The sequence below is a fragment of the Sorangium sp. So ce176 genome (assembly GCF_051519835.1).
Classification (GTDB): Bacteria; Myxococcota_A; Polyangia; order Polyangiales; family Polyangiaceae; genus Sorangium; species Sorangium cellulosum_G.
The window spans coordinates 10,184,660-10,206,833 of record NZ_CP150371.1 but is presented as its reverse complement, the minus strand read 5'-3'; the positions used below and the strand labels follow the sequence as shown (position 1 = coordinate 10,206,833).

General features: G+C 75.5%; 2 protein-coding genes. Both read right to left on the bottom strand.

Annotated elements, in window-relative coordinates:
• Positions 1–94 precede the first annotated feature (94 nt).
• On the bottom strand, positions 95–11,077 hold the full coding sequence (locus WMF42_RS38650) for a type I polyketide synthase (RefSeq protein ID WP_437688198.1): 10,983 nt from the start codon (positions 11,075–11,077) through the stop codon (positions 95–97).
• Entirely contained in the window at positions 11,074–22,128 is an 11,055-nt protein-coding gene (locus tag WMF42_RS38645; RefSeq protein ID WP_437688197.1) for an SDR family NAD(P)-dependent oxidoreductase, read from the bottom strand. The genes WMF42_RS38650 and WMF42_RS38645 overlap by 4 nt, the downstream gene beginning before the upstream one ends.
• Positions 22,129–22,174: the final 46 nt, after the last annotated feature.

Below are 22,174 nucleotides of genomic sequence, written 5' to 3'. Positions count from 1 at the left end.
CTCGACTTCGCCTTGAGACGCTCGAGCTCCCGATTGAGGTGCTGGATCTTGTGGAGACTCTTCTCGAGTGTCTGCCGAAGAACAGTCTCTTGGCTCATGATCCCTCCTCTGCAATGAGCTTCGACGCGAGGCTGAGGAACTCTTCATTTCCGAGGTGATCGAAGCTCAACGTCTCGCTCTCGCCTTCTTCGCGCGGGGGCGCTTGCGGGGAGGCCAGGCGAACCAGGTCTCCGAGCAGCCCCGACTGGCGCAACGTGGGGATAGGAATCTGCATGAGCAGGGCGCGGATCTGGCTCTCGTCGAGCGCCGACTCACGATCTTCCGGCGCTCCTTCGAGGCCCATCTGCTCGCTCAGATGTGCCGCGATCGCTCGCGCGGTCGGGTAATCGTACGCGAGGGTCACGGCGAGGTCGATCTCGCTCCTCTGCACAAGCCGGCTCCGAACGTCCACCGCTGTCAGCGAATCGAGCCCCAGCTCCCTGATGGGTTGATCGGGAGGCACCGCCGCTGGCCCGGACAGCGCGAGGATATCGGCGATCTCCGTGCGCACCAGATCGAGCAAGACGTCCTGGCGCTCGGCCTCGGACAACGGCAAGAGCCGCGCGCGGAGCCCTGTCGCCCCCGTCGCCGCGGCCGCCGGCGCCGCCGTGCGCCGGGCGGCCGCCGGGCGCACCAGGCCACGCAGCAGCGCCGGCACCCGTCCGGCGTCGCTCGCCGCGCGCTGAAGCGCCGCCACGTCGAGCGATAGGGGCACCAGCGTCGCCTCGGGCCGCTCCAGCGCGCGGTCGAGCAGCCGCAGGCCGTGCGCGACAGCCATCGGTACGATGCCCTGCCGCTTGACCCGCGCCATGTCGGCGGCGCCGAGGTGCGCCGTCATGCCGATCCCGCCTTGCTCCCAGAAGCCCCAGGCCAGGCTCATCGCCGGCACGCCGCGCGCGCGGAGCTCTGCCGCCAGCCCGTCGAGGAACGCGTTCGCGGCGGCGTAGTTCGCCTGCCCCGCGCTGCCCAGCGTGCCCGCCGCCGACGAGAAGAGCATGAACGCCGCGAGCGGCGCGTCCTTCGTCGCCTCGTAGAGCTGCCAGGCGCCGTCGACCTTCGGCCGCAGCACGCGCGCGAGCTGCTCGGCCGAGAGCCCCGTCACGACGCCGTCTTCGAGCACGCCCGCCGTGTGCACGACAGCGGTCAGCGGATGCGCCGCCGGGATGGTCCGGAGCACCGCCGCAAGCGCATCGCCGTCCGCCACGTCGCACGCCGCGATCTCCACCGTCGCGGCGCCCGCCGCGCGCAGCGACTCCACGAGCGCCGCGGCGTCGGGCGCGTCCATTCCGCGCCGTGACGTGAGCACCAGGTGGCGCACGCCGTGCGCCGCCACCAGGTGCCGCGCGACCTGCCGCCCGAGCTCTCCCGTGCCGCCCGTGATCAGCACCGTCCCGCCGGGGGCCAGCCGCGTCGCTTGCCCCGCGGTGTCCGGGCCGGCGTGGGCGAGGCTCAGGCGCGCGGCCCGCAGCGCCCCGCGCCGGACAACGAGCTCCGGCTCGTCGTCCGCCGCGATCGCCCGGCGCAGGATCGCCCCGTCCGGCGCCTCGCGCCCCAGATCGACAAGGCGCAGCGCGCGCGCCGGGTGCTCTTCGCGCGCCGCGCGCACGAGCCCCCAGAGCGGCGCGTGGCTCAGCGCCGCCACACCCTCGTCCGGCTCGGCCGCCGCCGCGCCGCGCGTCACGAGCACCAGCTCCGTGGCCGCGAGCCGCGCCTCCGAGAGCCATCCCTGCAAGAGCGCGAGGCCCCGCTGCGTCGCCGCGTGCGTCGCCGCGACCAGGCCGTCGCCGGGGTCGCCCGCTGTCGCGTCGATCACCAGACGACGCGGCGCCGCCGCGCCATCCGCGAGCAGCTCGGGCAGCCCGGCCACCGCGCGCACGCCCAGCGCCGCCGCCAGCGCGCCGTCGCCGCCGACCACGACGCTGTCCTCGTGCGCCCACGGCGTCTCTTCCAGCGTCACGTCCGTCCACGTGACCCGGTGCAGATCGCGCTCGCTCGCGCCCGCGAGCGCGCGCACCCGCTCCGTGGTCGTCGCCCGCGCCTGGAACGCCCCCACGCGCGCGACCGGCCGCCCCTGCGCGTCGGCGAGGTGAATCGACGCCGTGACGCCCTCCCCGTCGTCTCCTGCCTGCTTGTTCAGGCGGACGCGCACCTCCGCTGCCCCGCGCGCCTCGATCACCACGTCCGAGAACGCGAACGCCAGCAGCACCTTGTCGTCGCCGGACGCCTCCTCCTGCGCCGACGGCGCCAGCAACGAGTGCAGCACCGCGTCGAGCAGCGCCGGATGGATCCCGAAGCCCCGCGCCGTGTCCGCCACCGAGTCCGGCAGCGCGACCCGCGCGTACAGCGTCGTGCCCGCGCGCCACACCTCGCGCAGCGCCTGGAACGCCGGGCCGTAGCCGTAGCCCTGCGCCGCCAGCCACGTGTAGCCGCCGTCGAGCGCCACCACCTCGGCGCCCGGCGGTGGCCACACCGAAAGGTCCGCCACGTCGGCTCCGGCCGCCGCCTGCGCGCTCAGCACGCCCGTCGCGTGTTGCGTCCACTCCGCCTCGCTCGCCGCGTCCGCGCGGCTGTAGGCGGCGAACGTCCGCCGCCCGGACGCGTCCGGCTCGCCGATCCTCACCTGCAGCTCCACCACGCTGCGCGGCGGCAGCACGAGCGGCGTCGTGAAGGTCACCTCGGACACCGCGGCGGCGCCCACCACCTCGGCCGCCGCCCACGCCAGCTCGACGAACGCCGTTCCTGGCAAGATCACTGTGCCTGCCACCACGTGGTCGAGGACCCACGGGTGGTCGATGGTGGAGAGGCGGCCGCTGAGGACGTAGCCATCGCGGTCTGCGAGGCGCACGGCGGCGCCGAGCCACGGGTGGTTTGCGGCGGTGAGGCCGACGCCCTCGAGGCTGGGGCGGGGCCTTGGCGCCTCGAGCCAGTAGCGCTGCCGCTGGAAGGCGTAGGTGGGCAGCTCGACGCGGCGAGCGCCGGTGGCGTCGAAGAAGCGGGGCCAGTCGAGGGCGTGTCCGCGGACGTGCAGGGCGCAGGCGGCGTGGACCAGGGCGAGGGCCTCGTCGCGGTCCTTGCGGAGGCTGGTGACGAAGCCGGCGTCGCGAGCGCCCTCGGGGGCGAGGCACTCGGCGCCTGCGGCGGTGAGCACGCCGTGCGGTCCGCACTCGACGAAGGAGGCGGCGCCGGCGGCGTGCAGGGAGCGCATGGCGTCGAGGAAGCGCACGGGCTCGCGCACCTGCTGCACCCAGTAGTCGGGCGAGGTGAGCTGTTCGGCGGTGGCGCGTGCGCCGGTGACGCTGCTGACGATGGGCAGCCGTGGCGGGTGGAAGGTCAGGCCGCGGGCGACGCCGGCGAAGGCGTCGAGCATGGGTTGCATGTGGGCCGAGTGGAAGGCGTGGCTGACGTCGAGCCGCTTGGCGCGCCGGCCGAGGGCGATGAAGTGGGCGCAGACATGGTCGACGGCGGGCTGGTCGCCGCTGACGACCGACTGGCGTGGAGCGTTGAGGGCGGCGAGGGAGAGGCGTCCCGCGTGCTGGTCGAGCAGGGGCAGGAGCTCGTGCTCTGTGGCCTCGATGGAGGCCATGGCGCCGCCGTGGGGGAGGGCCTGCATGAGCCGTCCGCGGGCGGCGACCAGGGCGGCGGCGTCGGGGAGGTCGAGCACGCCGGCGACGTGGGCAGCGGCGAGCTCGCCGATGCTGTGGCCGAGCAGCAGCTCGGGGCGCAGGCCCCAGGCCTCCCACTGTCGGTAGAGCGCGACCTCGAGAGCGAACAGGGCAGGCTGCGCCCATCCTGTCTGGTCGAGCAGCGCGGCGGCCTCGGTGCCGGCGTCTGCGAAGAGGACGGTGAGGAGGGGCCTGTCGAGGTGTCGGTCGAGCTCGGCGCACGCGGCGTCGAGCGCGGCGCGGAAGACGGGGTGGGTGGCGTACAGGGCGCGCCCCATGGCGGCGCGCTGGCTGCCCTGGCCGGTGAAGAGCACCGCGAGCTTGCCGGGCGGCTGCCCCGGCGCGGTCACGGCGGCGCCGCTGGGCGCCGGGCCGCCTGCGGCGAACTGCGCAAGGAGCGCACCCAGCTCCTCCGCGGCTGCGTCTGCGGCGACCGGCAGCGCGAGGCGCGTGGCGAGGTGCGTGCGTGTCGTGGCCAGGCCCGCGGCGATGTCGAGCAGCCGCTGGTCCGGGTGGGCGCGCAGGTGCTCGGCGAGCCGCCCGGCCTGGGCGCGCAGCGCCGGCTCGTCGCGACCCGACAGGAGCAGCGGCAGCGTCGACGGCACCCCCGCCGCCGCTGCTGTTTGCGCGGCCGCTGTCGCTTCGGCCGGCGCCTCCTCGATGATGACGTGCGCGTTGGTGCCGCTGATGCCGAAGGACGAGACGGCCGCGCGGCGCGGCCTGTCGGTGCGCGGCCACGGCACGGGCTCGTTCAGGAGGCTGATGTGCCCCTGCGACCAGTCGATGTGCGGCGATCGGGGCTCCGCATACAGCGTTCTCGGCAGCTCCGCGTGCTGCAAGGCCAGCACGAGCTTCATCAGCCCCACAACCCCCGCGGCGGCCTGCGTGTGCCCGAGGTTCGACTTGATCGAGCCGAGCCAGAGCGGCCGCTCCGCTGTGTGCGCGGTGCCGTAGGTCGCCAGCAGCGCCTGCGCCTCGATGGGGTCGCCGAGGCGCGTGCCGGTGCCGTGCGCCTCGACGGCGTCGACGTCGGCGGGCGTGAGCCCCGCCGCGGCCAGGGCCTGGCGGATGACGTCCTGCTGCGCCGGGCCGTTGGGGGCGGTGAGCCCCTGGCTGCGGCCGTCCTGGTTGACGGCGGAGCCGCGGATGATCGCCAGGACGCGGTCGCCGTCGCGTTTCGCGTCCGACAGCCGCTTGAGCACCAGGATCCCGCAGCCCTCCGCGGGGCCGATGCCGTTCGCCGCCGCCCCGAAGGCCTTGCACCGTGCGTCCGGGGCCATGCCGCGCTGGCGGCTGAACTCGATGAAGGCCATCGGCGTGGCCATCACGGTGGCGCCGCCGGCGAGCGCCATGTCGCACTCGCCCGCGCGGAGCGACATGCACGCGAGGTGGAGCGACACGAGCGACGACGAGCACGCCGTATCGACTGTCATCGCGGGGCCGCGGAGCCCCAGCGTGTACGCGATGCGCCCCGAGCCGACGCTGGGAAAGCTGCCGGTGGCGACGTAGCCGTCGAAGGCCTCGAGGTGCTCCAGCAGCCGGCCGCCGTAGTCGCTGTACACCAGCCCGACGAAGACGCCTGTGGCGCTCGCCTCGAGCGTGTGGGGCGCGACGCCCGCGCGCTCGAGCGCCTCCCAGGCGCACTCGAGCAGCAGCCGCTGCTGCGGGTCGATGCGCTCGGCCTCGCGCGGGCTGATGCCGAAGAACGTCGGATCGAAGTTGTCGGCGTCGTAGAGGAACCCGCCCAGGTTGGTGACCGACTTGCCCGGCGCGTCCGGGTCCGGGTCGTACAGCCCCGCCACGTCCCAGCCGCGCCCTTCGGGGAACGGACCGATCGCGTCCCGCCCCTCCGCCAGGAGCTGCCACATCCGGGCGGGCGTATCGACGCCGCCCGGGAGCCGGCACGCCATCGACACGATCGCGATCGGCTCGTCGTGCGCCCCCTGCGCGCGTGGCGCCTGTGCGCGCGTCGCCACCGCCGCCGCGAGCTCCGAGAACGCACGCTGGAGCAGCAGATCCGCGATCGCGCGCGGCGTCGGATGGTCGAACGCGAGGGTCGCCGGCAGCGCCGTCTCGGCGCGCGCGCCGAGGCGGTTCCTCAGCTCGACGGCCGTGAGCGAGGTGAGCCCCAGCTCCTTCAGCGGCTTGTCCGCGGGGACCTGCGCCGGCCCCGCCAGCTGCAGCACGGCCGCCGCCTCGGCGCGCACAAGGTCGAGCACCACGTCGTGCCGCTCGGCCTCGGGCAGCGGCGCGAGCCGCGCGCGCAGCGCCGCCGCTCCGGTCGCGGCGGCCGCAGGCGCCGCCGCGCGCCGCCCGGCCGCCGGGCGCACGAGCCCGCGCAGCAGCGCCGGCACCTGCCCGGCGTCGCTCGCCGCACGCTGGAGCGCCGGAAGGTCGAGCGCCGCCGGCACCAGCGCCGCCTCCGGGCGCGCGAGCGCCCGGTCCAGCAGCTGCATGCCCTGCGCGAGCGCGATCGGCGCGATGCCCTGCCGCCTGAGGCGTGCCAGGTCGGCCGCGCCGAGGTGCGCCGTCATCCCGAGCCCTGCCTGCTCCCAGAAGCCCCAGGCGAGGCTCATCGCGGGCACGCCGCGCGCGCGGAGCTGCGCCGCGAGCGCGTCAAGGAACGTGTTGGCCGCGGCGTAGTTCGCCTGCCCCGGGCTGCCCAGCGTGCCGGCCGCCGACGAGAACAGCACGAAGGCCGCGAGCCGATGGTCTCGAGTCGCCGCGGCCAGGTGCCAGCCGCCGTCGATCTTCGGCCGCAGCACGCGCGTGAGCTGCTCGGCCGAGAGCTTCGTCACGATGACGTCGTCCAGCACGCCCGCCATGTGCACGACCGCCGTGAGCGGGTGTGCAGCCGGGATCGCCGCGATGACCGCCCCCAGCGCCGCGCCGTCGGCGACGTCGCACGCCGCGACGTCGACCGTCGCGGCGCCCGCGGCGCGCAGCTCGTCCACCAGCGCCGCGGCGTCCGGCGCATCCATCCCGCGCCGCGACGTGAGCACGAGGTGCCGCACGCCGTGCGACGCCACGAGGTGCCGCGCGACCTGCCGCCCGAGCTCCCCGGTGCCGCCCGTGATCAGCACCGTCCCGCCGGGAGCCAGCCGCGTCGGCCGCGCCGCGTCGGCCGCGTCGGCCGCGCCCGCGCGCACCTCGCGCAGGCGTGGCGCGCGCGCCGCGCCCCCGCGCAGCGCGAGCTCCGGCTCCTCGGCCGCCGCCACCGCCCGGCGCAGGAGCGCTCCGTCCAGCGGCTCGGGCCCCAGGTCCACGAGGCGCACCGCCCGGCCGGGGTTCTCCTGGCGCGCTGTGCGCACGAGTCCCCACAGCGGCGCGTGGCTCAACGCCGCGACGCCGTCGTCGGGCCCGGCGGCCACAGCGCCGCGCGTCACAACCACCAGCTCGCTGTCCGCGAGCCGCGCCTCCGAGAGCCACCCCTGCACCAGCGACAGGACCCGCTGCGCCGCCGCGTGCGCCGCCGCGACCAGGCCGTCGCCGGGGTCGCCCGCGGCCGCGTCGATCACCAGCCGGCGCGGCGCGGCCGCGCCCTCCGGCAGCGCCGCGATGAGCTCCGGCAGCGCCGCCGTGCGCGCGCCCAGCGCCGCCGCGAGCGCGCCGTCGCCGCCGAGCACGACGTGCTCCTCCGGCGCCCACGCCGCTTCTTCCAGCGCCACGTCCGTCCACGTGACCCGGTACAGGTCACGCTCGCTCGAGCCCGCCGCCGCCGTGCGCACGTGCTCCGCCGTCGCCCACCGCGCCCGGAACGTCCCTGCGCGCGCGACCGGCTGCCCCTGCGCGTCGGCCAGCTCGATCGACGCCGCGAGCTGGTCCCCATCGCTGGCGTCCTCGACCTCCACGCGCGCCCGCAGCGCCGCTGCCCCCCGCGCCTCGAGCGCCACGTCCGACCACGCGAAGGGCATCGGGATGCCCTCCCGCGGCGACGCGCCTGCGCCGAGCTCCGCCCTCAGGAGGGCCTGGAGCGCTGCATCGAGCAAGGCCGGATGCAGGCCGAAGTCCTGCGCCCGCTCCGAGACCCCCTCGGGCAACGCCAGGTCGGCGTAGATCGACCGCCCCACGCGCCACGCCGCCGTCACGCCCCGGAACGCCGGGCCGACCCACGCGTCCAGCGCCTCGACCCACCGCGTGACGTCGACCGGCTCGGCCCCCGCCGGCGGCCACGCGCCCGCCGCCCACGCCGTCGTGGCCGCCGCGGGCGCTGCGCCGAGCACGCCGCGCGCGTGCGCCGTCCACGGCGCGTCGTGCGCGCCGTCGGGCCGGCTGTAGACCGCGAAGCCCCGCCGCCCCGTCGCGTCCGGCGCCTCGACAGTCACCTGCAGCGCCACCGCCCCTCGCGCCGGCAGCGCCAGCGGCGCCTCGATCGTGAGCTCTGACACCGAGGGCAGTCCGACCGCATCGGCCGCCGCGAGCGCCAGCTCGACGAACGCCGTGCCCGGGAGGATCACCGTGCCCAGCACCACGTGGTCCAGGACCCACGCGTGCTCGACCGTCGACAGCCGTCCGCTCAGCACGTAGCCGTCGCGGTCGGCCAGCCGCACCGCCGCGCTGAGCCACGGGTGCTTCACGGCCAGGAGCCCTCCGCTCTCCAGCCCTGCCCGGCCGCGCGGTGCCTCGAGCCAGTAGCGCTGCCGCTGGAACGCGTAGGTCGGCAAGTCCGCCACGCCTCCGCCCCACGGAGCCAGCACCGCGCGCCAGTCGACGTCGTGGCCGTGCACGTGCAGCGCGGCCAGCACCCCCAGGAGCCGCCCGAGCCCGCCGTCGTCGCGCTGCAGGCTGCCGACAACCACACCGCCGCTCGCCGCGCTCGCTCCTGTGAGCGGCAGCGTCAGCACCGGGTGCGCGCTGACCTCGACGAACAGGCCGTGCCCGTCGTCGAGGAGCCACGAGAGCGCCCGGTCGAGCCGCACCGGCTCGCGCAGGTTGCGACACCAGTACGCGGCGTCCAGCTCCGCGCCCGTCAGCACCGTCCCGGTCACCGTCGAGTAGAACGGGATCGTGCTCGCGCGCGGCCGCACCGCGCCCAGGCCGCTCTCCAGCTCCGGCAGCAGCCCGTCGATGTGTCGGCTGTGCGACGCGTAGTCGACGTTGACCTTCCGCGCGAAGACCTGCTCGCCCTCGAACTCCGCCAGCAGGCGGTCGACCGCCTCGATGTCTCCCGACACCACCGTCGAGCGCGGCGTGTTGACCGCCGCCACCGACAGCGCGCCGCCGAACCGCGAGAGCCGCTGCTCGACCTCGCCGACCGGGCGCTCGATCACGGCCATCGCGCCAGCCCCGGACAGGCGCCGCACGAGCTGGCTGCGCAGCGCCACGATCCGCGCCGCGTCCTCGAGCGACAGCGCCCCCGCGACGTACGCCGCCGGGACCTCCCCCTGGCTGTGGCCCACCACCGCCGACGGCTCGAGGCCCCACGCGCGCCACACGGCGGCGAGCCCCACCGCCATCGCGAACAGCGCCGGCTGCACGACGTCGACGCGCTCCAGCGGCGGCACCTCCGCGCCCGAGTCGCCGCGCAGCACCGAGAGCACCGACCATCCGGTGAACGGCCGCAGCGCCGCGTCGCACGCCGTGACCGCCGCGGCGAACACCTCCGACTGCGAGAGCAGCGCCCGCCCCATCGCCGGCCACTGGCTGCCCTGGCCCGGAAACACGAAGGCGACCTTCCCCCGAGCGCGCACCTCGCCCACGGCGAGCGCGGCGTGCGGCTGCCCTTGCGAGAGCGCCGTCAGCGCCGCGACAGCGCCGGCCGCGTCCGCCGCCGTCAGCGCCGCACGCGCCCCCAGGTGCGTGCGCCGCGCTGCCGCGGTGTACACGACGTCCGCCCAGCCTGCCTCCGGGTGCGCCTCGATCCACGCCGCCCACCGCCCCGCCTGCGCTCGTAGCGCCGCCTCGTCCACCCCCGAGACCAGCAGCGGCAGCATCGACGGCGGCGCGGCAGCGGACGTCTTCTCCCCGCGGCTCGTCGCCTCGGCGGAGGCCGCCGGCGCCTCCTCGAGGATGATGTGCGCGTTGGTGCCGCTGAAGCCGAAGGACGAGACAGCCGCGCGCCGCGGCCTGTCGGTGCGCGGCCACGGCACGGGCTCGTTGAGGAGCTTGACGTGCCCCCGCGACCAGTCGACGTGCGGCGAGGGCGGGTCGGCGTGCAGCGTCCTCGGCAGCTCCGCGTGCTGCAAGGCCAGCACGAGCTTCATCAGCCCCGACACGCCCGCGGCGGCCTGCGTGTGCCCGAGGTTCGACTTGAGCGAGCCGAGCCAGAGCGGCCGCTCCGCTGTGTGCGCGGCGCCGTAGGTCGCCAGCAGCGCCTGCGCCTCGATGGGGTCGCCGAGGCGCGTGCCGGTGCCGTGCGCCTCGACGGCGTCGACGTCGGCGGGCGTGAGCCCCGCCGCGGCCAGGGCCTGGCGGATGACGTCCTGCTGTGCCGGGCCGTTGGGGGCGGTGAGCCCCTGGCTGCGGCCGTCCTGGTTGATGGCGGAGCCGCGGATCACCGCCAGGACGCGGTCGCCGTCGCGCTGCGCGTCCGACAGCCGCTTGAGCGCCAGGATCCCGCAGCCCTCCGACCAGCCGGCGCCATCGGCCCCGGCGCCGAACGCCTTGCAACGACCGTCCAGCGCCGTGCCGCGCTGGCGGCTGAACTCGATGAAGGCCATCGGCGTGGCCATCACGGTGGCGCCGCCGGCGAGCGCCATGTCGCACTCGCCCGCGCGGAGCGACATGCACGCGAGGTGGAGCGACACGAGCGACGACGAGCACGCCGTGTCGACTGTCATCGCGGGGCCGCGGAGCCCCAGCGTGTAGGCGATGCGCCCCGAGCCGACGCTGGGCAGGGTGCCGGTGGCGATGTACCCGTCGAGGGCCTCGGGATCGTGCAGCAGCCGCCCGCCGTAGTCCGTGACCGACAGCCCGACGAAGACGCCTGTGGCGCTCGCCTCGAGCGCGTGGGGCGCCAGGCCCGCGCGCTCGAGCGCCTCCCAGGCGCACTCGAGCAGCAGCCGCTGCTGCGGGTCCATGCGCTCGGCCTCACGCGGGCTGATGGCGAAGAACGCAGGATCGAAGCGGTCGGCGTCGTAGAGGAAGCCGCCTTGCGCGGTGATCGACTTGCCCGGCGCGTCCGGGTCCGGGTCGTACAGCCCCGCCACGTCCCACTCGCGCCCCTCGGGGAACGGCCCGATCGCGTCCCGGCCCTCCGAGAGCAGCTGCCACAGCGCCGCGGGGGTATCGACGCCGCCCGGGAGCCGGCACGCCATCGACACGATCGCGATTGGCTCGCTCGACTTCGCCTTGAGCTGATCGAGCTCCCGCTTGATACGGCGAAGTTCAATGAAGCTCTTCTCGAGAGCTTGACGGGCGGAGATCTCTTCTTTCATTGCGCTCCTCCGGCGAGGTCGAAGACAAGCCGTGCCAGCTCATCGTCTCCAACATGCTGCAGCGTCAGCTCGTCGGTTTCAGGTGTCGTGTCGCTGGATGTGGAGACGGCTTCGCTGGCGGCGAGCCGAAGCAGGCTGTCGAGCAGCCCCGCCTGGCGTAGCGTCGAGATCCGGATGCTCGCGATGGCCGACTTGAGCTCGTCGTCAGAGCGCGAGCTCGGTCCGCGCATCTCCGTCATGACGTCGTGAAGGTCGAGCTCCTGGGCCAGATACACGGCGACCGCTTTCGGCGTCGGGTAGTCGAAGGCGAGGGTCGATGGGAGATCGGTCTGCGCACGGGTCCTGAGCCGATTCCTGAGCTCCACTGCCGTGAGCGAGTCGAGCCCGAGCTCCCTGAGCGGCTTGTCGGCGGGGACAGCGTCTGGCCCGCGCAGCACAAGGACGGCGGCCGCCTCGGTCCGGACCAGATCGAGCAACGCGCGCTGCCGCTCCGGTTCGGGCAGCGCGGCGAGCTGCTGCCGCAGGGTCGAGGCCTCATGGCTCCTGCCGCTGGCTGCCCCTGCCGCCTGCCGCGGCGCGACGCGGACCAGCCCGCGCAGCATGGGCGGCACCTGACGGTGGTCGCTCGCCGTCCGCTGGATCACCGCCATGTCCAGGGAGGCGGGCACCAGCGCCGCGTCCGGGCGCTCGAGGGCGCGGTCGAGCAGCCGCAGGCCGTGCGCGACCGTCATCGGCGCGATGCCCTGCCGCTTCAGCCGCGCCAGATCGGCGGCGCCGAGGTGCGCCGTCATGCCGATCCCGCCCTGCTCCCAGAAGCCCCACGCGAGGCTCATCGCCGGCACGCCGCGCGCGCGGAGCTCTGCCGCCAGCCCGTCGAGGAACGCGTTCGCGGCGGCGTAGTTCGCCTGCCCCGAGCTGCCCAGCGTGCCGGCGACCGACGAGAAGAGCATGAACGCCGCGAGCGGCGCGTCCTTCGTCGCCTCGTGGAGCTGCCAGGCGCCGTCGACCTTCGGCCGCAGCACGCGCGCGAGCTGCTCGGCCGAGAGCCCCGCCACGGTGCCGTCGTCCAGCACGGCGGCCGTGTGCACGACGGCGGTCAGCGGGCGCGCCGCGGGGATCGCCTGCACGATGGCCGCGAGCGCGTCACTGTCCGTCACATCGCACGCCGCGACCTCCACCGTCGCGGCGCCCGCCGCGCGCAGCGATTCCACCAGCGCCGCGGCGTCGGGCGCGTCCATCCCGCGCCGTGACGTGAGCACCAGGTGGCGCACGCCGTGCGCCGCCACCAGGTGCCGCGCGACCTGCCGCCCGAGCTCTCCCGTGCCGCCCGTGATCAACGCCGTGCCGCCAGGGTCGAGCGTCGCGGGCGGCACCAGCACGAGCTTGCCTACGTGGCGTGCGTTGGCCATCGAGCGGAAGGCGTGCGGGGCGCGACGCAGGTCGTAGGCCACGGAGGGCAGGGGAGCGAGCACGCCCTCCTCGAAAAGCGGGACGAGCTCCCGCAGCATCGCCTGGATGTGGTCTGGCCCCGCGTCGAGCAGATCGAAGGCCGTGTAGCGAACGCCGGGGTGGTCCTTGGCGACGCGCTCGGGATCCCGCACGTCGCTCTTGCCCATCTCCACGAACGCGCCCCCGCGCGGGAGCAGGTCGAGCGAAGCGTCGACGAACTCGCCCGCGAGCGCGTCGAGCACCACGTCGACGCCCTGTCCCTGCGTCGCATCGAGGAAGGCTCTCCTGAAGTGGAGGGTCCGCGACGAGGCGATATGGGCCTGGTCGATCCCCATCCGACGCAGCGCCGGCCACTTGCCCTCGCTCGCCGTCGCGAACACCTCGGCTCCCCAGAGGCGCGCCAGCTGGACCGCCGCCATGCCCACCCCGCCGGCGGCGGCGTGCACAAGCACGCGCTGCCCCGCCTTCAGCGCGCCGAGGTCGCGCAGCCCGTACAGAGCGGTGAGGAAGGCCGCTGGAATCGTCGCCGCCTCCACGAAGGAAAGCCCCCGCGGGATGTGCGTCAGCAGCCGGGCGTCGACGACAGCATGGGTCGCCATGCCCGCGTGCAGCATGCCCATCACCCTGTCGCCGGGTCGAAGGGCGGTGACTCCCTCGCCCACCTCCAGCACCACCCCAGCCCCCTCCAGACCGAGAGGCCCCGCTTCGCCGCGGTACGTCCCCAGGACGTTCAAGACATCGCGGAAGTTGAGCCCCGTGGCGCGGACAGCGAGCCGGACCTGCCCCGGCCCGAGCGGGCGCAGCGCATCGGGAGCGTCCGCGAGGTGGAGCGCGTCGAACGAGCCCTTCGTCCGGATGGACAGGCGAAGAGAGCGCGCCCCGTCGGGCGGCGCCAGCTCTCCTTCGGTCTCGCTGGCCGCGTCGAGGCGCGGCGCCCGCGCGCCGCCCGCGCGCAGCGCGAGCTCTGGCTCTTCGGCCGTCGTGAGCGCCCGGCGCAAGAGCGCCATGTCCGGCGCCGCGGACCCCAGATCGAGCACGCGGACCGTGCGATCCGCATGCTCGACGCGCGTCGCGCGGAGCAGCCCCCAGACCGCCGCGGGGCCCAGCGCCGCCACGCCCTCGTCCGGCGCGACCGCCACCGCGCCGCGCGTCACGACCACGAGCTCCGTCGCCGCCAGCTGCGGCGCCGCCAGCCATCCCTGCACCAGGGACAGCGCGTCGCGCGCTGCGGCGTGCACGGCGTCGACGACCGCGCCCGCGGCGTCCGCCGTGAGGTCCACCACCAGCCGGCGTGGCGCCGCCGCGCCGTCCGGCAGCGACGCGAGCAGCTCGGGCAGCCCCGCCACCGCGCGTGCACCGAGCGCCGCCGCCAGCGCGCCGTCGCCGCCGACCACGACGTGCTCCTCCGGCGCAAACGCCGCGTCGTCCAGCGCCACGTCCGTCCACGCGACGCGGTACAGATCGCGCTCCGCCGCGCCCGCGGCCGCGGCCGCGCGCACCCGCTCGGCGGTCGTCCACCGCATCTGGAGCGCGCCCACCCGCGCGACGGGGCGGCCCTGCCCGTCGGCCAGCTGGATCGACGCCGTGATCGCGTCGCCGTCCCCATCGGCCGCCACCTCCACGCGCACCCGCAGCGCCGCCGTCCCACGCGCCGCGAGCACCACGTCCGACAACGCGAACGGCACCACCGTGCCCTCCCGTGGCGACGGATCGGCGCCGAGCTCCGCTCTCAGGAACGCGCGTAGCGCCACATCGAGCAAGGCCGGGTGCAGCCCGAAGTCCTGCGCCGTGCTCGCCACACCGTCCGGCAGCGCGACGTCCGCGTAGATCGTCCGCCCGACGCGCCACAGCGCGGTGACGCCCCGGAACGCCGGGCCGACCCACGCGTCCACGATCTCGATCCGCTGCGTCACATCGACAGGCACGGCCCCCGGTGGCGGCCACGCGCCCTGTGCCCACGCCGCGTCCCTGTCGGGCGCCGCGGCGCCCAGCACGCCGTGCGCGTGCGCTGTCCAGGGCGCGTCGGCTGCGCCGTCGGGGCGGCTGTAGATCGCGACGCCGCGGCGCCCCGCCGGGTCCGGCGCCTCGATCGCGATCTGCAGCGCCACCGCCCCGCGCGCCGGGAGCGCCAGCGGCGCCTCGATCGCCAGCTCCGATACCCCGGACAGCCCGACCGCCTCGGCCGCCGCCCACGCCAGCTCGACGAAGCCCGTGCCCGGGAGCAGCGCCGTGCCCAGCACCACGTGGTCGAGGACCCACGGGTGGTCGGTGGTGGAGAGGCGGCCGCTGAGGACGTAGCCATCGCGGTCTGCGAGGCGCACGGCGGCGCCGAGCCACGGGTGGTTTGCGGCGGTGAGGCCGACGCCCTCGAGGCTGGGGCGAGGCCTCGGCGCCTCGAGCCAGTAGCGCTGTCGCTGGAAGGCGTAGGTGGGCAGCTCGACGCGGCGAGCGCCGGTGGCGTCGAAGAAGCGGGGCCAGTCGAGGGCGTGCCCGCGGACGTGCAGGGCGCAGGCGGCGTGGACCAGGGCGAGGGCCTCGTCGCGGTCCTTGCGGAGGCTGGTGACGAAGCCGGCGTCGCGAGCGCCCTCGGGAGCGAGGCACTCGGCGCCTGCGGCGGTGAGCACGCCGTGCGGCCCGCACTCGACGAAGGAGGCGGCGCCGGCGGCGTGCAGGGAGCGCATGGCGTCGAGGAAGCGCACGGGCTCGCGCACCTGCTGCACCCAGTAGTCGGGCGAGGAGAGCTGTTCGGCGGTGGCGCGAGCGCCGGTGACGCTGCTGACGATGGGCAGCCGTGGCGGGTGGAAGGTCAGGCCGCGGGCGACGCCGGCGAAGGCGTCGAGCATGGGTTGCATGTGGGCCGAGTGGAAGGCGTGGCTGACGTCGAGCCGCTTGGCGCGCCGGCCGAGGGCGATGAAGTGGGCGCAGACATGGTCGACGGCGGGCTGGTCGCCGCTGACGACCGACTGGCGTGGAGCGTTGAGGGCGGCGAGGGAGAGGCGTCCGGTGTGCTGGTCGAGCAGGGGCAGGAGCTCGTGCTCTGTGGCCTCGATGGAGGCCATGGCGCCGCCGTGGGGGAGGGCCTGCATGAGCCGTCCGCGGGCGGCGACCAGGGCGGCGGCGTCGGGGAGGTCGAGCACGCCGGCGACGTGGGCAGCGGCGAGCTCGCCGATGCTGTGGCCGAGCAGCAGCTCGGGGCGCAGGCCCCAGGCCTCCCACTGTCGGTAGAGCGCGACCTCGAGGGCGAACAGGGCAGGCTGCGCCCATCCTGTCTGGTCGAGCAGCGCGGCGGCCTCGGTGCCGGCGTCTGCGAAGAGGACGGTGAGGAGGGGCCTGTCGAGGTGTCGGTCGAGCTCGGCGCATGCGGCGTCGAGCGCGGCGCGGAAGACGGGGTGGGTGGCGTACAGGGCGCGCCCCATGGCGGCGCGCTGGCTGCCCTGGCCGGTGAAGAGCACCGCGACCTTGCCCGCGCTGCTCTCGGCGGGGGTCTGCGATGCCTGCGTCGGAGCCGCTCCTCCCCTGGCAAATGCCTCCAGCTCATCCACCCACGCATCCCGGGGCGCCCCTGCCGAGACGGGCAGCGCGAGTCGCATCGCGAGATGCGCGCGCGTGGTCGCAAGGCTCGCTGCCACGTCCAGCAGCCGCTCGTCCGGGTGCGACCGCAGGTGCTCCACCAGCCGCCGCACCTGCGCGCGCAGCGCCGGCTCGTCGGACCCCGAGACAAGCAGCGGCAGGATCGGAAGCGCCTCCACCGACTTTGCGTCCGCCGCTGTCGCCGGCGCTTCGGCCGGCGCCTCCTCGACGATGACGTGCGCGTTGGTGCCGCTGATGCCGAAGGACGAGACAGCCGCGCGTCGCGGCCTGTCGGTGCGCGGCCACGGCACGGGCTCGTTCAGGAGCTTGATGTGCCCCTGCGACCAGTCGACGTGCGGCGAGGGCGGGTCGGCGTGCAGCGTCCTCGGCAGCTCCGCGTGCTGCAAGGCCAGCACGAGCTTCATCAGCCCCGACACGCCCGCGGCGACCTGCGTGTGCCCGAGGTTCGACTTGAGCGAGCCGAGCCAGAGCGGCCGCTCCGCTGTGTGCGCGGCGCCGTAGGTCGCCAGCAGCGCCTGCGCCTCGATGGGGTCGCCGAGGCGCGTGCCGGTGCCGTGCGCCTCGACGGCGTCGACGTCGGCGGGCGTGAGCCCCGCCGCGGCCAGGGCCTGGCGGATGACGTCCTGCTGGGCCGGGCCGTTGGGGGCGGTGAGCCCCTGGCTACGGCCGTCCTGGTTGACGGCGGAGCCGCGGATGATCGCCAGGACGCGGTCGCCGTCGCGCCGCGCGTCCGACAGCCGCTTCAGCGCCAGGATCCCGCACCCCTCCGACCAGCCGGCGCCATCGGCCCCGGCGCCGAACGCCTTGCAACGACCGTCCAGCGCCGTGCCGCGCTGGCGGCTGAACTCGACGAAGATCATCGGCGTGGCCATCACGGTGGCGCCACCGGCGAGGGCCATGTCGCACTCGCCCGCGCGGAGCGACATGCACGCGAGGTGGACCGCCACGAGCGACGACGAGCACGCCGTATCGACTGTCATCGCGGGGCCGCGGAGCCCCAGCGTGTACGCGATGCGCCCCGAGCCCACGCTGAGGAAGTTGCCGGTGAGGACGTGGCCGTCGAAGGACTCGAGCTGCTGCAAGAGCCGCCCGCCGTAGTCACCGTGAGCGAGCCCGACGAAGACGCCCGTGGCGCTCGCCTCGAGCGCGTGGGGCGCCAGGCCCGCGCGCTCGAGCGCCTCCCAGGCGCACTCGAGCAGCAGCCGCTGCTGCGGGTCCATCCGCTCCGCTTCGCGCGGGCTGATGCCGAAGAACGTCGGATCGAAGCGGTCGGCGTCGTAGAGGAAGCCGCCCTGCGTGGTGATCGACTTGCCCGGCGCGTCCGGGTCCGGGTCGTACAGCCCCGCCACGTCCCAGCCGCGCCCCTCGGGGAACGGCCCGATCGCGTCCCGGCCCTCCGAGAGCAGCTCCCACAGCGCCGCGGGGGTGTCGACGCTGCCCGGGAGCCGGCACGCCATCGACACGATCGCGATCGGCTCGTCATGCGCTCCCCGCGCGCGCGTCGCCTCCGCCGCCGCGAGCTCCGAGAACGCACGTTGAAGCAGCAGATCCGCGATCGCGCGCGGCGTCGGATGGTCGAACGCGAGGGTCGTCGGCAGCACCGTCTCGGCGCGCGCGCCGAGGCGGTTCCTCAGCTCGACGGCCGTGAGCGAATCGAGCCCCAGCTCCTTCAGCGGCCTGTCCGCGGGCACCTGCGCCGGCCCACCCAGCTGCAGCACGACCGCCACCTCCGTGCGCACCAGCTCGAGCAGCGCGCCCGCCCGCTCGGCCTCGGGCAACGCCGAGAGCCGCGCGCGCAGCGCCGACGCCGCCGGCCCGGCCTCGGGGGTCGCGGTCGCCGTGGGGCGGCCGCGACCCGCGCGCACCAGCCCGCGCAGCAGCGGCGGCACCCGTCCGGCGTCGCTCGCCGCACGCTGGAGCGCCGGAAGATCGAGCGCCGCCGGCACCAGCGTCGCCTCCGCGCGCGCGAGCGCCCGGTCGAGCAGGCGCAGGCCCTGCGCGACCGACAGCGGCGCAAGGCCCTGCCGCCTGAGGCGCGCCAGGTCGGCCGCGCCGAGGTGCGACGTCATGCCGAGCCCTGCCTGCTCCCAGAAGCCCCACGCGAGGCTCGTCGCCGGCACGCCGCGCGCGCGAAGCTGCGCCGCGAACGCGTCCAGGAACGCATTGGCGGCCCCGTAGTTCGCCTGGCCCGCGTTGCCCAGCGTGCCCACGATCGAGGAGAACAGCACGAAGGCCGCGAGCGGCTGGTCCTGCGCGGCGGCGTACACGTGGCACGCCCCGTCGACCTTCGGCGCCAGCACCCGCGCGAGCTGCTCCGCCGTCAGCCCCGTGAGCACCCCGTCCGCCAGCTCCCCGGCGGTGTGCACCACGGCCGTCAGCGGGTGCCTTGCCGCAGCCGCCTGGACTGCTGCCGAGAGCGCCGCGCCGTCCGTCACGTCGCACGCCACGACCTCGACCGTCTCGGCGCCGTCGGCCCGCAGCTGCTCGACGAGCGCCTCGGCGTCCGGCGCGGCCGCGCCCCGCCGCGACGTCAGCAGGAGGTGCCGCACGCCGTGCGCCGCGACCAGGTGCCGCGCGATCTGCCGCCCCAGCTCCCCGGTGCCGCCCGTGATCCACACCGTGCCCTGCGGGTCCAGCGCAGCCGCCGGCTCCCTGGCGCCCGCGCCGGCGTCGACAGCGCGCAGGCGCGCCGCCCGCGCGCCGCCCGCGCGCAGCGCGAGCTCCGGCTCGGCCACCGCCCCCAGCGCCCGCCGCAAGACCGCGACGTCCAGCGGCTCGCGCCCCAGATCCACCGCGCGCACCGCGCGCTCGGGGTGCTCGACCCGGGCCGTGCGCAGCAGCCCCCAGACAGCGGCGGGGCCCAGCGCCGCCACGCCCTCGTCCGGGCCGGCCGCCACAGCCTCCCGCGTCACCACGACCAGCTCGGTGCCCGAGAGCCGCGGCGCCGCAAGCCATGCCTGGACCAGCGCGAGCGCGTCGCGCGTCGTGGCGTGCACGGACTCCGCCACCGCGCCTGGGCGGCCCTCGGTCAGGTCCAGCACCAGCCGCTCGGGCGCCGCCGCCCCGTTCTCCAGCGCCTCGAGCAGCTCCGGCAGCCCCGCCAGCGCGAGCGCCCCCAGCCCCGCCGCCAGCGCGCCGCCCCCGCCGAGCACGACGTGGCGCTCGGGCGCCCACGGCGCTTCCTCCAGCGCCGCCTCGATCCACGTGACCCGGTACAGCGGGTCGCGCCGCGCCGCGCCGTCCGTATCCACCGCCGCGTACCGCGGCGCCTCGAGCCAGTGGCGCTGGCGCTGGAACGCGTACGTCGGCAGGCCCACGAGCGCCCCGCCGTACGGCGCGAGCACCTTGGCCCAGTCCACCGGATGCCCCTGGACATGCAGCGCGCCAAGCACCGACGTCAGCCGCCCCAGACCGCCGTCGTCGCGCTGCAGGCTGCCGACCACCACGCCGCCGCGCTCGGCGCTCGCGGCCGACAGCGGCATGGCCAGCACCGGATGCGCGCTGACCTCGACGAACACCCCGTGCCCGTCCGCCAGCAGCCGCGAGAGCGCCCTGTCGAGCCGCACCGGCTCGCGCAGGTTGCGGCACCAGTATGCCGCGCCGAGCTCCGGGCCGGCGAGCACCTCTCCCGTCACCGTCGAGTACAGCGGGATGGCACAGGTACGGGGCTCGACCGAGGCCAGGCAGGCCTCGAGCTCCGGCAGGATCGCGTCCACGTGCGCGCTGTGCGACGCGTAATCGACCCTGATCCGCCGCGCGAAGACCTGCGCGGTCTCCAGCTCGGCCAGCAGGCGATCGACCGCTGCGGCGTCCCCGGACACCACCGTCGAGCCCGGCGTGTTCACCGCCGCCACCGAGAGCTGCCCTCCGAACCGAGAGAGCCGCTGCTCCACCTCGCCGACGGGGCGCTCGATCACGGCCATCGCGCCGCCGCCGGCGATGCGCCGCACGAGCTGGCTGCGCAGCGCCACCACCCGCGCCGCGTCCTCGAGCGTCAGCGCCCCGGCGACGTACGCCGCCGCGACCTCGCCCTGGCTGTGGCCGACCACGGCCGAGGGCTCGATGCCCCACGCCCGCCAGACAGCCGAGAGCCCCACGGCCATCGCGAACAGCGCCGGCTGCACCACGTCCACGCGGTCGGCGGGCGGCACCGCCTCTCCCTGCTCCCCGCGCAACACCGAGAGCACCGACCAGCCCGTGAACGGCCGCAGCGCCGCGTCGCAGGCGGCGACAGCGGCGGCGAACACCTCGGACTCGGCCAGCAGCGCCCGCCCCATCGCCGGCCACTGGCTCCCCTGGCCCGGGTACACGAACACGACATCGCCGCGCGCGCGCGCCTCGCCCAGGGACACCGCCTTGTGCGGCTGCCCGGCGGCCAGCGCCCCCAGCGCCGCGGCGGCGTCGGCGGCGTTCTCCGCGGCCACCGCCGCGCGCGCCTCCAGGTGCGTGCGCCGCACGGCGGCCGTGTGCACGACGTCCGCCCAGCGCGCCTCCGGGTGCGCCGCGAGCCACGCCGCCCACCGCTCTGCCTGCGCCCTGAGCGCCGCCTCATCCCGCCCCGACACAAGCAACGGCAGCGTCGACGTCACCGCCGCCGCCTCCGGCGCCGTTGCCGGCGCCTCCGGCGCCTCCGGCGCCTCCTCGACGATCACGTGCGCGTTGGTGCCGCTGATCCCGAACGATGAGATCCCGGCGCGCCGCGGGTGCCCGCGCCGCTCCCATGCGACGCGCTGCGCGGCCACGCGGACGGGGAGGGTATCCCAGGGGATGTAAGGGCTCGGCGCCGCGAAGTGCAGCGATCGAGGGACCTGGGCGTGCTGCAGCGAAAGGACGGCCTTGATGAGGCCGGCCATGCCCGCGGCCGCCTCGGTATGACCGATGTTCGTCTTGACGGAGCCGATCACGAGCGGCCTGTCTCCGGGGCGCCCATCGCCGTAAACAGCCCCGAGCGCCTGGACCTCGATCGGATCGCCGAGCGCCGTGCCGGTCCCGTGGCATTCGACCACATCGACTGTCGTCGGCTCCACGGCGGCTTGCGACAGCGCGCTGCGGATGACGTCCTCCTGCGCGAGCCCGTTCGGCGCCGTCAACCCTTGGCTGCGGCCGTCCTGGTTGATGGCATTGCCCCGGATGACCGCGAGCACACGGTCTCCATCCCGCTGCGCGTGCGACAGACGCTTGAGCAGCAGCACCCCGCACCCTTCCGCGCGCACGTAGCCATCGGCGTCCGCGGAGAAGGTCTGGCACCGCCCGGTGGGGGACAGCGCCCTGAGGCGGCAGAAGGCAACATAGCTCTCGGGGGCCAGGAGCGCATTGACGCCGCCTGCCAGCGCAAAATCGCACTCCCCGTTCCGCAGCGCCTGGCAGGCCAGGTGCACCGCGACGAGCGAGGAGCTGCACGCGGTGTCCACGGCGACCGCGGGGCCTCGTAGCCCGAGCCAGTAGGCGAGGCGCCCCACGGTCGTGCTCGGCGAAGCGCCGGTCAGCGAATAGGCGTCGATGCGCTCCGCATCGTGGAATGCCTCCGTCTGGTACTCCGAGCCGGACAGGCCGATGTAAACGCCCCCCAGGGTCCCTTCCAGCGTGTCTGCGCGCACGCCGGCCCGCTCGAGGGCTTCCCACGTGGTCTCCAGCAGCCAGCGCTCTTGCGGGTCGATGCTCCGGGCCTCGCGGGGGCTGATCCCGAAAAACGCCGCGTCGAAACGGTCCAGATCGCCAACGAAGCCGCCCCAGCGGCTGTAGGTCTTGCCCGCGGCGTCCGGATCGGGGTCATAGAAGCGCTCGAGGTCCCATCGCGAGGGCGGCACCTCGGTGATGACGTCCCTCTCCTCGTCCAGCAGCGTCCAGAGCTTCTCGGGGCTGTCGACGCCGCCAGGAAACCGGCACGCCATCGCCACGATCGCGATCGGCTCGCGCGAACGCGCTTCCAGCTCCCGGATCCGGCCCTTCGCCTCGACCAGCGAGGCCGTGGTCTTCTCCAGATACGCACGCAGTTTATCGCTTCGATCCACGAGCAATCCTCGACCCGCAGCGTTGAACAACCTTCTTCGACGAGAG

What these genes read in the sequence shown, in the direction of transcription:
- WMF42_RS38650 (WP_437688198.1), bottom strand. Translation starts at nt 11,077, where the DNA reads ATGAAAGAAGAGATCTCCGCCCGTCAAGCTCTCGAGAAGAGCTTCATT.